The sequence below is a fragment of the Burkholderia pseudomultivorans genome, assembly GCF_001718415.1.
Lineage (GTDB): Bacteria > Pseudomonadota > Gammaproteobacteria > Burkholderiales > Burkholderiaceae > Burkholderia > Burkholderia pseudomultivorans_A.
In genome coordinates this window covers 2,234,079-2,247,404 of record NZ_CP013378.1, presented here as the reverse complement: position 1 = coordinate 2,247,404, position 13,326 = coordinate 2,234,079, and the positions used below count along the sequence as shown (strand labels likewise).

Sequence of the window (13,326 nt, the reverse complement as noted above, 5' to 3'; positions counted from 1 at the left end):
GAAGCCCGCCGGCTACAGGCGCGTTTCGCGCGCCGAACGCAGGAACGCGTCGAGCAGCGGCGTGCAGTCGAGCAGTTCGGCGCCGCCCGCGCGGTGAAACTCGGGGTGCCACTGCACGCCGACGACGAACGGCGCCCGCCGGTAGCGGATCGCCTCGATGATCCCGTCGCCGGCCGACACGGCCTCGATGTTCAGGTCGCGGCCGAGATCGCGGATCGCCTGATGGTGGATCGAGTTGACGATCGCCTCGCTGCGCCCGGGAAACATGCTCGCGAGCGTCGACGAATCGGGAAAGCGGATCGCGTGGCGATGCTGGTCGTAATGCTCGCTCACGTGCGCATTCGCGGTCGGCACGTCGGTCGCGATGTCCTGGTACAGCGAGCCGCCGAACGCGACGTTGATCAACTGGCAGCCGCGACACACGCCGAGCACCGGCTTGCCGGACTCGACGAATTCATGCAGCAGCTCCAGCTCGTACATGTCGCGCACGCGATCGCCCGGCCATTCGGGGCGCGCATCCGACGCCGCGTAGGTTTGCGGCGACACGTCGGCGCCGCCCTGCAGCAGCAGGCCGTCGAGGCACTTCGCGTAGTCGCGCAGGCGGATGTTGCTCGGATGCAGCATCCCCTGATGACCGACGGTCGGGATCATGAACACGATCACGTCGCGCGACATCACCCAGTGTGCGATCGATTCCTCGAGATACTGCAGCGTCTTGCCGCGCAGCCCCTTCGCGCCGGGTTCCGGATGGAAGATCCGCGCCGACACGCCGATGCGCAGCGTGCGCTGCGTGATGCGCTGGCCAGCGCGGTCGAACAGCCGGCGCGCACGCGCGGCGATGATCCGGCCGAACACCGACCACGGCGTGTCGCTCTGCCGCAGATAGGCAGGCGGCGCGGTCGGTGCGTTCGCGGGCGGCGGGCGCGGCGTATCGAAATCGGGCGCCGCGCCGAAGCCGGGCGGCGGCGAGCCGGGCCGCGGCGCCGCCGCAGCGGCGGCCGCGCCTTCGCCGGCCGCTGCCGCCGTCGCGCCGGGCGCGCCCGGCTCGGACGCCGCCGTGACGGGCGACGCGCCGTCGGCGGCGACGTTCTGTGCGGCAGCGGATGAGGTCACTGAGGCATCCGGCGCGTGCGCCGGAGCGGGACGGGGGGAATCGGAAGAGGCTGACGAGGTGCCGGGCAGACCGGCCAGGGAAGGCGTGTTTTCGCTCATGACGATGGTCTGGTACGTCGCTCACGCGTATGGATAGACGAGGATTCATTATGCGTCAGTGCACGATCGCGCGGCAAACCTGCAACATCCTGTCGATATTGTTGCAAGTTCGTCGCAAGGTACGCCCGATGGCATCCTTTCCTGCACGAACCGACATCGACCTTCCTTCGCCCGGCACACTGGACATCGGTGATATATCACAATAATATCGTCGCATTGTCCACGCTTGCCGGGGTCGTCCGCGCGCCTGACCGCGTCCCGGCCCCCGCGCCGTCGCTTGCATGAACACCCTGACCGACCTGTCGCACGCCCGGCCCGCCGCCGCGTCCAGCCTCGCCGACCGCGCATACGCGCTGATCCAGCGCGACATCATCACGATGCGCCTGAAGCCCGGCGCCGCGCTCAACGAGGCCGACCTCGTCGCGCGCACCGGCATCGGCCGCACGCCCGTGCACCAGGCCGTGCACCGGCTCGTGCTCGAAGGGCTGCTGTCCGTGATGCCGCGCAAGGGGCTGATGGTGCAGCCGCTGTCGCTCGACGACATCGTCGCGGTAATCGAGGTGCGCCGCATCAACGAGGCGCACTGCGCCGAACTGGCCGCGCGCCACGCGACGCCCGACGATCTCGCGCGGCTGGCCGCGCTGCTCGACGACGGCCACGCGTGCGTCGACGCGCACGACGTCGAAGGCATGATGGAGATCGACCGCGCGTTCCATCAGGCGATTGCCGCGGCCGCCCGCAATCCGGTCCTCGCCGACGTCCTGCGCGCGCTGCACGAGCGCTCGCTGCGCTTCTGGTTCGTCACGCTGTCCGAGCCGCGTCATCTCGCCGACGTCCAGGGCGAGCACCGCGACCTGTTCGAACGGCTGTCCGCGCGCGATGCCGCCGGCGCACGCGCGGCCGTCGAACGCCATATCGATTCGTTTCGCTCCACGCTTGTCCAACATCTTCGTCCCTGAGCCGCCCATGACCACCTTCACCCCGTTCCCCCCGCTCGCCCAGCTCGCCGCCGATCTCGCCGCCGGCACGACCACCAGCCGCGCGCTCGTCGACGCCGCGCTCGAGCGCATCGCCGATCCGTCCGGCCAGGGCGCCGTCGTGTTCACCGAGGTCGACGCCGACAACGCGCGCGCTGCGGCCGACGCGCACGACCGCCTGCGCGCCGCCGGCACCGTGCTGTCGCCGCTCGCGGGCATCCCGGTGTCGGTCAAGGACCTGTTCGACGTCGCCGGCCAGGTCACGCGCGCGGGTTCGCGCGTGCTCGACGGCGCGCCGCCCGCGCAGGCCGACGCGGTCGCCGTCGCGCGGCTCAAGCGCGCGGGCGCGGTGCTGGTCGGTCGCACCAACATGAGCGAATTCGCGTTCTCGGGCCTCGGGCTGAATCCGCACTTCGGCACGCCGGCGTCGCCGTACCGGCGCGGCGTGCCGGGCGATGCGCGAATTGCCGGCGGCTCGTCGTCGGGCGCGGCGGCTTCCGTCGCGGACGGGATGGCGGCCGTCGCGCTCGGCACCGACACCGGCGGCTCGATCCGCATTCCCGCCGCGCTGTGCGGACTGACCGGCTTCAAGCCGACCGCGAGCCGGATCCCGACGCAAGGCGGCGTGCCGCTGTCGACCACGCTCGATTCGTTCGGCCCGATCGGCCTGACGGTCGCGTGCTGCGCGCTGGTCGACCGGACGCTCGCAGGCCTCGAGCCACACGTGCCGGCCGCACGGCCGCTCGAAGGCGTGCGGCTCGGCGTGCTGACGAACCATGTGACGGACGGCGTCGATGCCGACGTCGCGGCCGCGCTCGATACCGCGCTCAAGCATCTGGAAGCCGCCGGCGCGATCGTCACCGAAGTGCGCTTCGCCGCGCTCGACCGGCTGCCGGACATCAACCGCTTCGGCTTCTCGCCGATCGAGGCCTACGCGTGGCATCGCCCGCTGCTCGCGCAGCATCGCGACCGCTACGACCCGCGCGTGCTGACGCGCATCCTGAAGGGCGAGCCCGCGAGCGCAGCCGACTATCTCGACCTGCTCGCCGCGCGCCGCGCGATGCTCGACGAAGCCGCTCACACGGTCTGGTCGCGCTTCGATGCGCTCGTCGCGCCGACGGTGCCGGTCGTGCCGCCGCGCATCGCGGACCTCGAAGCGGACGACGCCGCGTTCACGCGCACCAACGCGCTGATCCTGCGCAATCCGAGCGCGTTCAACTTCCTCGACGCGTGCGCGCTGTCGCTGCCGTGCCATCCGCGCGACGCGGCGCCGGTCGGCCTGATGCTGGCGGCCGCACCGCATCGCGACGATGCGCTGCTCGCGATCGGCCAGTCGGTCGAGGCCGTGCTGAACACGATCCGCTGACCGCTCGCGCGACGTGACGGCGGGCGGCGCACGGGGTGCGGCGGGACGCCGCAGGTGCGCCGTCAGTTTCGTGCCAGTTCGTTCGCGCTAAAATCGCGCGATTGTTTTCCGGACCGACCGACGAGGAACCCCGCCGACATGAACGACTCCACGCTTGCGCTACGCCGCGAACGCCGCCTGCTGATGCTGCTCGGATGGGTCTGCATCGCCCTGCTGGCCGGCGCGCTGTACCTGCAGTACGTGAAGAACGAAGACCCCTGCCCGCTGTGCATCATCCAGCGCTACTTCTTCGCGGCGATCGGGATCTTCGCGTTCCTCGCCGCCGGGATCCGCAGCTGGCGCGGCGTCTGGGTGCTCGAGCTGCTGATCGCGATCGCCGCGGCCGGCGGCGTGGGCACCGCCGCGCGGCACCTGTCGATCCAGCTGAACCCTGGCTTCAGCTGCGGCTTCGACACGCTGCAGCCGATCGTCGACAGCCTGCCGCCCGCGCACTGGTTCCCCGGCATGTTCAAGGTCGCCGGCCTGTGCGAAACGGTCTACCCGCCGATCTTCGGGATCCTGCTGCCCGGCTGGTCGCTGACCGGCTTCGCGGCGATCCTGCTTCCGGTCGTCGCGAGCCTCTGGCGTCACCGGCGCAAGCTGGCGTCGGCCTGAGCCGAACCGGGGCGCCGCCGCGGCCGGCGATACGGCCGACCGCCGTGGCGCCGGCCGGGGACCTCCGCGACCGTGCGTGCGGCCGGGCCGGCTTGTTTCCCTGTCGCCGGCCCGTTTCCACGCTCCGGCCGGACGCGACCAGGCGCACTTTGCCGGCGGCACCTCGCCGGCCGCGCGTAAACACCTACCCCGCCGTCCCCCGAATTTCCGCCGCCGCGCGCATCGCACCGCCCGCGCGCCCGCGCCTTGTCCCGCCGGTGTTTCGGCCCGATGTACACGCATCGGCGCCCCGATACCGCACGACGGGCCTATGATCGACATGATCGCCGTCTGATAGCCCGGATCAGCGCCTGACGATGTTCGCGTCGTCCCGCGGTGCTATCTTCGCGACTGGATGGCGATCTACGTGCGCGAGGCCAGGCGGTCTCCCCTCCTGCGTAACGCGCGCCTGATCCGCAATGTCGACTGGATTCATCATGACAACGCAAACCATCCGCATCCGTCACCCTCATGGCGTCCGCTCGTCCGGCCGCCCCGTTCGCGCGTCCCGTCCGGGCGCCGTCGCCGCGCGTTCGACACGCGTGCAGCGCGCCCCGCTCCCGTCCGCTTCCGTTGCCGCCGCGCCCGCCAGCCCGCGCCGCGCGTCGTGCCACGTCGTTTCGCACGGAGCCCGCTGATGGAAGCCTGGCTCGGCGATCTGCAGCAACTGCTCGCGCACGGCGAGGCAGCCGTGCTCGTGACGGTCGCGCATACCGACGGCTCCGCGCCGCGCGAGGCGGGCACCAAGATGCTCGTCACGCGCGACACGGCGCGCCATACGATCGGCGGCGGTCATCTGGAATGGAAGGCGATCGAAATCGCCCGGCACCTGCTGAAGGACGGTGCGCACGTGCCCCACGCGCGCCGGCTCGAGCGGCTAGCGCTCGGCCCGAGCCTCGGCCAGTGCTGCGGCGGCGCCGTCGTGCTCGCGTTCGAGCGGCTCGACGTCGGCGATCTCGGCTGGATCATGTCGCTCGCGAAACGCGTCGCGGCCGGCGCCGCGACCGTGCGTAGCGTATCATTCGGCCCCTCGCCGGGTGCGCCGCTGCTCAGCGAACCCGAATCGGCCGCCGCGCGCGCCGACTGCCTGCTGTGGGAAACCGGCGGCGTGTCGCTGATGACCGAGACGATCGCGCCGTATGCGTTCCCCGTCGCGCTGTTCGGCGCCGGGCACGTCGGCGCCGCGCTCGTCAAGGTGCTGGCGACGCTGCCGTGCCACGTGCGCTGGATCGACCGGCGCGACGCGGCGTTCCCGCCGGCCGATGCGCTCGCGGGCATCGGCAATCTCGCGATCGATGCGCGCGACGAGCCGGCCGACGCCGTCGACGCCGCGCCGCCGCATACGTACTTCGTCGTGATGACGCACGACCACGCACTCGATTTCGTGCTGGCCGAGCGCATCCTGCGGCGCGGCGACTATGCGTACTTCGGGATGATCGGCTCGCACGCGAAACGCGTGCAGTTCGACCATCGCCTCGCGGCGATCGGCATCGACCCGGCCCAGGTCGCGCGGATGCGCTGCCCGATCGGCGTCGAAGGCATCGTCGACAAGGCGCCCGAAGTGATCGCGATCTCGGTGGCCGCGCAGTTGCTGCAGGCCGTCGAGGCGAACGCGCCCGCGCAGGCTTCCCCCATTCTCTGACCGACCAAGAACGACGCCATGACCCCGACATTCAAGAACAAGATCGCCCGTGCGCCGAAAGCGGAGCTGCACATCCACATCGAAGGCTCGCTGGAGCCCGAACTGATCTTCGCGCTCGCGCAGCGCAACGGCGTGAAGCTCGCATACGACTCGATCGACGCACTGCGCGCCGCCTACGCGTTCACCGACCTGCAGTCGTTCCTCGACATCTACTACGCCGGCGCGAGCGTGCTGCTGACCGAGCAGGATTTCTACGACATGACGGCCGCGTACTGCGAGCGCGCGCTCGCGGACAATGTCGTGCACACCGAACTGTTCTTCGATCCGCAGACGCATACCGAACGCGGCGTGCCGATCGAAACGGTCGTCGCCGGCATCGAGCGTGCGCTTGCCGATGCCGAAAAGCGCGGGCTGTCGAGCCGGCTGATCCTGTGCTTCCTGCGCCATCTGCCGGAAGAGGACGCGCTCGCGACGTTCGAATCCGCGCTGCCGCTGTTCGAGCGCTACCGTCACCGCCTGATCGGCGTCGGCCTCGACTCGTCCGAGCTCGGCCATCCGCCGACCAAGTTCGCGCGCGTGTTCGAGCAGGCGCGCGCGCTCGGGCTGAAGCTCGTCGCGCATGCAGGCGAGGAAGGCCCGCCGGCCTACATCTACGAAGCGCTCGACGTGCTGAAGGTCGACCGGATCGATCACGGCGTGCGCAGCATCGAGGATGCGGCGCTCGTCGAGCGGCTCGCGAAGACGCGCACGGCGCTTACCGTGTGCCCGCTGTCGAACCTGAAGCTGTGCGTGTTCGACGACATGGCGAAGCACACGCTGAAGGCGCTGCTCGAGCGCGGCGTCGCCGTGACGATCAACTCCGACGATCCGGCCTATTTCGGCGGCTACGTCAACGACAACTATTTCGCGACCGTCGACGGGCTGCAGCTCACCGACGCCGAAGTCCATGCGGTGATCCGCAACGGCTTCGAGGCGTCGTTCGTCGACGCCGCGCAGCGCGACGCGCTGATCGCGCGCCTCGACGCGTACTGGCAGTCCGCGTGACGGCCGGCATCGAGGTGCGCTGACAGATGAAACACGGCAACGGCATCCGCTTCGCGACGACCGGCCCGGCCTGGCGCCAAGTCGGCCGCATGCGCGTGCATCGCCCGACCGCGGGCGGCGCGGCGGTCGCGATGCCGCCGATTGTCGTGGTTCGCGAGCGCGCGCCGTTGCGGACCGTCGCAGCCGCATCGGCCGCGATCGCGCCCCGCTCCCGCGCAATCCACCGTCCCGCCCGCGCGTGGGGGGCGCGCGCCATGCCATCGCCCGCGCGGCGCCGGCTGTCTTCTTCTGTTCGCCTTACCTTGATGCAGGACCATTCGTCATGACGCAAACCGCTTTTCGATCCCAGCTGCTGACTTTCAACGGCGACCCGGCACAGTCGAGCCAGGCCGCGAACCACGAGACCGACGGCCTGCTGATCGTCGACGACGGCAAGGTCGTCGCGGCCGGCGCGTATGCGCAGCTCGCGCCGACGCTCGCGCGCGATGCGGTCGTGCACGATCTGCGCGACAAGCTGATCGTGCCCGGCTTCATCGACACGCACATCCACTATCCGCAGACGGACATGATCGCGTCGCCGGCGCCGGGCCTGCTGCCGTGGCTCGACAAGTACACGTTCCCGACCGAGCGCCGCTTCGGCGATCCCGAGCATGCGCGCGAGGTCGCCGAGTTCTTCGTCGACGAACTGCTCGCGTGCGGCACGACGAGCGCCCTCGTCTACTGCACGGTGCACAAGCAGTCGGCCGACGCGCTGTTCGCGGCGAGCGACGCGCGCGACCTGCGGATGATCGCCGGCAAGGTGCTGATGGACCGCAACTGCCCCGAGTTCCTGCGCGACACCGCGCAGTCGGGCTACGACGACAGCGCCGAGCTGATCGGCCGCTGGCACGGCCGCGGGCGCCAGATGTACGCGCTGACGCCGCGCTTCGCGCCGACCTCGACCGAAGCGCAGCTCGAAGCGTGCGCCGAGCTCGCGCGCCGTCATCCGGACGTGTTCGTGCAGAGCCACGTCGCGGAGAACGTCGACGAGGTGAAATGGGTGGCCGAGCTGTTCCCGGGCCATCGCAGCTATCTCGACATCTACGACCGCTACGGGCTGCTGCGTCCGCGTGCGGTGTACGGCCACTGCATCCACCTCGACGACGAGGACCGCCGCCGGATGGCCGAGACGCGCACTGTGGTCGCGCACTGCCCGACGTCGAACTTCTTCCTCGGCAGCGGGCTGTTCGATTTCGACAAGGCCGGCGAATACGACGTGCCCGTCACGCTCGCGACGGACGTCGGCGGCGGCACGTCGTTCTCGATGCTGCAGACGATGAACGAGGCGCACAAGGTCGCACGGCTGTCGGGGCATCATCTGACGGCGACGCGGATGTTCTGGCTCGCGACGGCCGGCGCCGCGCGGGCGCTCGATCTCGCGGACACGGTCGGCACGCTCGCGCCGCGCACCGAAGCCGACTTCGTCGTGCTCGACCCGGCCGCGACGCCGCTGCTCGCGCGCCGCACGAAGCACGCGGAATCGCTGGAGGAGCTGCTGTTCGCATTCGCGCTGCTCGGCGACGATCGCGCGGTCTATCGCACCTACGCGGCCGGCCGGCTGGTGCACGAGCGCGGCGCGGCCCGACGCCCCGCCGCCGCGTGACGGCCGGCATGCGCGCCCTCCCGGGGCGGGCGCGCATGCACCTTGCAACCGGCTTTCCCGCGCGCGGCGCGGCATGCTAGAATCCGCCACTCATTGGGGAGTAGCCGCTCCGCTCGATGTCCGCGCCCACGGCGCGCATCGTGACGGGGGCGTCCGTCAACAGACTTGGCCGTTCGGCCATGGCGGACGCAGCCACCGAGGCCTGGCGAGACCGATGGTTCATGGCGCGCCGCATCTGGGCCCGGCGCGCCGTGGATCGTCGCTCGCACGCATAACAAGGCCCGTGGAATCCCGTACGTGTCCCAAGCTTTCCTGATCTCCACCGGCGCCGTCGCCCTCGCTGAAATCGGCGACAAAACCCAGCTGCTGTCCCTCGTACTGGCCGCGCGCTATCGCAAGCCCGTTCCGATCATTCTCGGCGTGCTCGTCGCGACGCTCGTCAACCACGGTTGCGCAGGCGCGCTCGGCGAATGGCTCGGCGCGCTCGTCACGCCGTCGATCATGCGCTGGGCGCTCGCGGCGTCGTTCATCGGGATGGGGCTGTGGATTCTCGTGCCGGACAAGCTCGACGCCGACGAAGCCAACGCGAACCGCTCGAGGCTCGGCGTGTTCGGCGCGACCTTCGTCGCGTTCTTCCTCGCGGAAATGGGCGACAAGACGCAGCTCGCGACCGTCGCGCTCGCCGCGCGCTTCCAGGACTATATCGGCGTCGTGGCCGGCACCACGCTCGGGATGATGCTCGCGAACGTGCCGGCGATCCTGCTCGGCGACCGCTTCGCGCACCGCCTGCCGACCAGGCTCGTGCATGCGATCGCGGCCGTGCTGTTCGTCGTGCTCGGCGCGCTGGCGCTGCTGGGCGTCGGACTCTGATCGCTCACGCGCAGCGGCGCGACCGGGTGGCCGCGCCGCTGTAAGCTACTTCGCGACGGCCGCGCCCGATGCCGGCGCGGCCGGCACCGCGCGTTCGTTGGAGGCCGGCGCTGCCGGCCCGCCGTGCTTGTCGACCGGCAGCCGCACCGTGCGGATCGCGCCGTTCGCGAGCGGGAAGTCGGCAAGCGCGCTGCGCGCGAGAAACGGCATCGCATACAGCAGTGCGCCGTTGTCGCCGGTCGTGCGCGCGGTCACGTTGTAGACCTCCTTGCCGGTCGCGCGCTCGGTGATGCGGATGCCGAGCGTGTAATCGAAGACCTGGTACGTCTGCGCGACATAGCCGGCGGGCATCGGTCCCCAGGGACCCCACGGGCCCCACGGCCCGCGTCGCCAGTACGGCCCCGGCCCGACGAACCACGGATCGTAGTAGACGGGCTGCGGCACCGTCACGAGATCGCTGCCGACGCCGTAGCTTAGCCCGACGAGGTAGCGCGCCTGCGCCGGCGGCACCTGGCGGAACGCGTACGCGGACAGTTCGTTCGCGACGATCGGCTCGTACGTCGACTGCTCGATGCTGTTCTTCTGCGCGTCGGTACGCGCAAAGGCATAGGTGCGGGTCGCGTCGCTGCCGCTCCAGTCGGAGAAGGCGGTGACCTGCGTCGTCACGTAGCTGGTGCAGCCGGTCAGCAGCATCACGCCGAGCGCCGCGAGCCAGCCCGCGCTGCGATGAATCCATTCGCGTTTCATGTTCGTCCTCGTCGATCCGTCACCCGTTCGTCGCACCGCGCGAGCCGGACGGGATGCCGATAATACGCGGACTGTCCGGACCGGTAAAAAGTTCGCGCGGCACGCGGCCGCAAGCCTTTGTACAATGGGCCGGTTCGCCCGGCCCGCGTCGCGGGCCCGATCCCCATTCCACCGATCTCGACGACCATGTCCGACAACGCCTCCTCCACCGTGATCCGCCGCGCCGACTATACGCCGCCGGCCTTCCTCATCGATTCCGTCGCGCTCGAATTCGATCTCGCGCCGGCCCGCACGATCGTCAGGAATACGATGCGCGTGCGCCGCAATCCGGATGCCGCGCCCGTCCCGCACCTGGAACTGATGGGCGAGGCGCTCGAATTCCTCGGCGCGCAGCTGGACGGCGCGCCGCACGGCGCCGTGCGCGCGCACGAGCACGGGCTGAGCGTCGAGAACGTGCCCGACGCGTTCGAGCTGACGCTCGAAAGCGCGTGCGCGCCCGACCAGAACACGACGCTGTCGGGCCTGTACGTGTCGAGCGGCAATTTCTTCACGCAGTGCGAGGCCGAGGGCTTTCGCCGCATCACCTACTTCCTCGACCGCCCGGACGTGATGGCGTCGTACACGGTCACGCTGCGCGCCGACAAGGCCGCTTACCCGGTGCTGCTGTCGAACGGCAACCTCGTCGATTCGGGCGAGCTGCCCGACGGCCGTCACTTCGCGAAGTGGGAAGACCCGTTCCGCAAGCCGAGCTACCTGTTCGCGCTGGTCGCCGGCAAGCTCGTCGCGATCGAGGAAAAGATCACCACCGGCTCCGGCAGGGAAAAGCTGCTGCAGGTGTGGGTCGAGCCGGCCGATCTCGACAAGACCCGCCATGCGATGGACTCGCTGATCCACTCGATCCGCTGGGACGAAAAGCGCTTCGGCCTCGAGCTCGATCTCGACCGCTTCATGATCGTCGCGGTCGGCGACTTCAACATGGGTGCGATGGAGAACAAGGGGCTCAACATCTTCAACACGAAGTACGTGCTGGCGAACCCCGAGACCGCGACCGACGTCGATTTCGCGAACATCGAATCGGTGGTCGGCCACGAGTACTTCCACAACTGGACCGGCAACCGCGTGACCTGCCGCGACTGGTTCCAGCTGAGCCTGAAGGAAGGCCTGACGGTGTTCCGCGATCAGGAGTTCTCGGCCGACATGGCCGCGGGCGACGACCTCGAATCGGCGGCCCGCGCGGTCAAGCGCATCGAGGACGTGCGCGTGCTGCGCCAGCTGCAGTTCGCCGAGGACGCGGGCCCGATGGCGCACCCGGTGCGCCCGGAAAGCTACGTCGAGATCAACAACTTCTACACGATGACCGTCTACGAGAAAGGCTCGGAAGTCGTGCGGATGTACCAGACGCTGTTCGGCCGCGACGGTTTCCGCAAGGGGATGGACCTCTACTTCAAGCGCCACGACGGCCATGCGGTGACCTGCGACGACTTCCGTCACGCGATGGCCGACGCGAACGGCCGCGACCTCGCGCAGTTCGAGCGCTGGTACAGCCAGGCCGGCACGCCGCGCGTGACGGTGCGCACCGCCTACGACGCCGCCGCGCGCCGCTATACGGTCACGCTCGCGCAGGGTTACGGCGATGCGTCGGCAGCCGCGCGCGAAACGCAGCAGGGCCCGCTGCTGATCCCGTTCGCGATCGGCCTGATCGGCCGCGACGGCCGCGACCTGCCGCTGCGGCTCGACGGCGAGGCTGCCGCAGCCGGCACGACGCGCGTGCTCGAGTTCACCGAAACCGAGCAGACCTTCACGTTCGTCGACGTGCCGGAAGCGCCGCTGCCGTCGCTGCTGCGCAATTTCTCGGCGCCGGTGATCGTCGAGTACGACTACAGCGACGACGACCTCGCGTTCCTGCTCGCGCACGACAGCGATCCGTTCAACCGCTGGGAAGCCGGCCAGCGCCTCGCGACGCGCGCGCTGCTGACGCTCGCCGCCCGCGCCGCGGCGAACGAGCCGCTCGCGCTCGGCGAGAACTTCGTCGCCGCGTTCCGCCGCGTGCTGACCGATGCGAAGCTGTCGCCGGCGTTCCGCGAACTCGCGCTGACGCTCCCGTCGGAAACCTACCTCGCCGACCAGATGGCCGAGGCCGATCCGGCTGCCGTGCATCGCGCGCGCCAGTTCGTGCGCCGCCAGCTCGCGACCGCGCTGCGCGCCGACTGGCTCGCCGCTTACGAGCATCACCAGACGCCGGGCGCATACGAACCGACGCCCGAAGCGTCCGGCCGCCGCGCGCTGAAGAACCTCGCGCTCGCCTACCTCGCCGAACTCGAGGATCCGGCCGACGCGGTACGCATCGCGACCGCGCAGTACGACGCGGCGAACAACATGACCGATCGCGCGGCCGCGCTCGGCGCGCTGCTGTCGGCTGCGGCGGCCGGCGCGAACGAACCGGCCGAGCGCGCACTCGACGACTTCTACCGGCGCTTCGAGAAGGAAGCGCTGGTGATCGACAAGTGGTTCTCGATGCAGGCCGCGCAGCGCGGCACGCCCGCGCAGCCGACGCTCGCAAAGGTCCGCAAGCTGATGGCGCATCCCGCGTTCAACCTGAAGAACCCGAATCGCGCGCGTTCGCTGATCTTCAGCTTCTGCGCGGCCAACCCCGCGCAGTTCCACGCGGCGGACGGTTCGGGCTATGCGTTCTGGGCCGAGCAGGTGCTCGCGCTCGATGCGATCAATCCGCAGGTCGCCGCGCGCCTCGCGCGCTCGCTCGAACTGTGGCGCCGCTTCACGCCTGCGCTGCGCGACAGGATGCGCGACGCGCTCGAAAAGGTCGCGGCCGGCGCGAAATCGCGCGACGTGCGCGAGATCGTCGAGAAGGCGCTCGCGTAACGCCATCGCTGCATCGCCCCGCGCGCTCGGGGCGCGAAGGCCGGCGCTGCCCGCTGCGGCGCCGGCTTTTTTATTTGTCGGACGGTCGCCAGCGCCCGCATTCCGGCCGCCGCATCGCGGGCGCGCCCCGCGTTCCCTCTGCAGAAAACCGGGCCGGTTCGGCCGCCGGCCCTTGTAACCGGACGAAAAAAGGCGGCGGCGCCCGAAGCGCGACAGGTAAAATTGCGGCAATTCAAGGATTCTTTGGCCTTTC

At 70.1% G+C, this 13,326-nt stretch carries 11 protein-coding genes and 1 riboswitch; of the genes, 9 read left to right on the top strand and 2 right to left on the bottom strand.

Annotation, left to right across the window (positions count from 1 at the left end; genetic code table 11):
- Positions 1–12: 12 nt before the first annotated feature.
- Positions 13–1,212: a gamma-glutamyl-gamma-aminobutyrate hydrolase family protein gene (locus WS57_RS22720; protein WP_059602597.1), complete on the bottom strand. Its 1,200-nt coding sequence runs from the start codon at positions 1,210–1,212 to the stop codon at positions 13–15.
- A gap of 281 nt (positions 1,213–1,493) precedes the next feature.
- Here WS57_RS22720 and WS57_RS22715 point away from each other — a divergent pair, with 281 nt between their 5' ends.
- The 8 genes from WS57_RS22715 to WS57_RS22680 all read left to right on the top strand — a co-directional run bounded on the left by WS57_RS22715 (position 1,494) and on the right by WS57_RS22680 (position 9,446).
- Positions 1,494–2,171: a GntR family transcriptional regulator gene (locus WS57_RS22715; protein WP_059517951.1), complete on the top strand. Its 678-nt coding sequence runs from the start codon at positions 1,494–1,496 to the stop codon at positions 2,169–2,171.
- A 7-nt stretch (positions 2,172–2,178) separates the two neighbouring features.
- On the top strand, positions 2,179–3,555 hold the full coding sequence (locus tag WS57_RS22710) for an amidase (RefSeq protein WP_069244881.1): 1,377 nt from the start codon (positions 2,179–2,181) through the stop codon (positions 3,553–3,555).
- A gap of 138 nt (positions 3,556–3,693) precedes the next feature.
- Entirely contained in the window at positions 3,694–4,209 is a 516-nt protein-coding gene (locus tag WS57_RS22705) for a disulfide bond formation protein B (RefSeq protein ID WP_069244880.1), read from the top strand.
- A gap of 676 nt (positions 4,210–4,885) precedes the next feature.
- Positions 4,886–5,890 carry a xanthine dehydrogenase accessory protein XdhC gene (gene xdhC / locus WS57_RS22700; RefSeq protein WP_059517955.1) on the top strand — a complete coding sequence of 335 codons (1,005 nt, stop codon included), beginning with the start codon at positions 4,886–4,888 and terminating at the stop codon, positions 5,888–5,890.
- An 18-nt stretch (positions 5,891–5,908) separates the two neighbouring features.
- Positions 5,909–6,934 carry an adenosine deaminase gene (locus WS57_RS22695; protein WP_009695155.1) on the top strand — a complete coding sequence of 342 codons (1,026 nt, stop codon included), beginning with the start codon at positions 5,909–5,911 and terminating at the stop codon, positions 6,932–6,934.
- A gap of 26 nt (positions 6,935–6,960) precedes the next feature.
- Positions 6,961–7,260, top strand: coding sequence for a hypothetical protein (locus WS57_RS22690; protein ID WP_059517958.1), 300 nt, complete (start codon positions 6,961–6,963; stop codon positions 7,258–7,260).
- Entirely contained in the window at positions 7,257–8,576 is a 1,320-nt protein-coding gene (gene guaD / locus WS57_RS22685) for a guanine deaminase (protein WP_069244879.1), read from the top strand. Before WS57_RS22690 ends, guaD begins: the two co-directional genes overlap by 4 nt.
- An 83-nt stretch (positions 8,577–8,659) precedes the next feature.
- A riboswitch (yybP-ykoY riboswitch) is annotated at positions 8,660–8,796 on the top strand.
- A gap of 77 nt (positions 8,797–8,873) precedes the next feature.
- The gene (locus WS57_RS22680) at positions 8,874–9,446 is read left to right on the top strand and encodes a TMEM165/GDT1 family protein (protein WP_009687442.1); all 573 of its coding nucleotides are present in this window, start codon (positions 8,874–8,876) and stop codon (positions 9,444–9,446) included.
- Between the two features lie 45 nt (positions 9,447–9,491).
- Here WS57_RS22680 and WS57_RS22675 read toward each other — a convergent pair whose 3' ends face one another.
- The gene (locus WS57_RS22675; RefSeq protein ID WP_059481739.1) at positions 9,492–10,193 is read right to left on the bottom strand and encodes a DUF4136 domain-containing protein; all 702 of its coding nucleotides are present in this window, start codon (positions 10,191–10,193) and stop codon (positions 9,492–9,494) included.
- Between the two features lie 186 nt (positions 10,194–10,379).
- Here WS57_RS22675 and pepN point away from each other — a divergent pair, with 186 nt between their 5' ends.
- A complete protein-coding gene (gene pepN, locus WS57_RS22670; RefSeq protein ID WP_059602596.1) occupies positions 10,380–13,073 on the top strand; it encodes an aminopeptidase N in 2,694 nt (897 codons plus the stop codon).
- The last annotated feature ends 253 nt before the right edge of the window (positions 13,074–13,326 follow it).

What these genes read in the sequence shown, in the direction of transcription:
- WS57_RS22715 (WP_059517951.1), top strand. Translation starts at nt 1,494, where the DNA reads ATGAACACCCTGACCGACCTGTCGCACGCCCGGCCCGCCGCCGCGTCC.
- WS57_RS22720 (WP_059602597.1), bottom strand. Translation starts at nt 1,212, where the DNA reads ATGAGCGAAAACACGCCTTCCCTGGCCGGTCTGCCCGGCACCTCGTCA.
- pepN (WP_059602596.1), top strand. Translation starts at nt 10,380, where the DNA reads ATGTCCGACAACGCCTCCTCCACCGTGATCCGCCGCGCCGACTATACG.
- WS57_RS22695 (WP_009695155.1), top strand. Translation starts at nt 5,909, where the DNA reads ATGACCCCGACATTCAAGAACAAGATCGCCCGTGCGCCGAAAGCGGAG.
- guaD (WP_069244879.1), top strand. Translation starts at nt 7,257, where the DNA reads ATGACGCAAACCGCTTTTCGATCCCAGCTGCTGACTTTCAACGGCGAC.
- WS57_RS22690 (WP_059517958.1), top strand. Translation starts at nt 6,961, where the DNA reads ATGAAACACGGCAACGGCATCCGCTTCGCGACGACCGGCCCGGCCTGG.
- xdhC (WP_059517955.1), top strand. Translation starts at nt 4,886, where the DNA reads ATGGAAGCCTGGCTCGGCGATCTGCAGCAACTGCTCGCGCACGGCGAG.
- WS57_RS22705 (WP_069244880.1), top strand. Translation starts at nt 3,694, where the DNA reads ATGAACGACTCCACGCTTGCGCTACGCCGCGAACGCCGCCTGCTGATG.
- WS57_RS22710 (WP_069244881.1), top strand. Translation starts at nt 2,179, where the DNA reads ATGACCACCTTCACCCCGTTCCCCCCGCTCGCCCAGCTCGCCGCCGAT.
- WS57_RS22675 (WP_059481739.1), bottom strand. Translation starts at nt 10,193, where the DNA reads ATGAAACGCGAATGGATTCATCGCAGCGCGGGCTGGCTCGCGGCGCTC.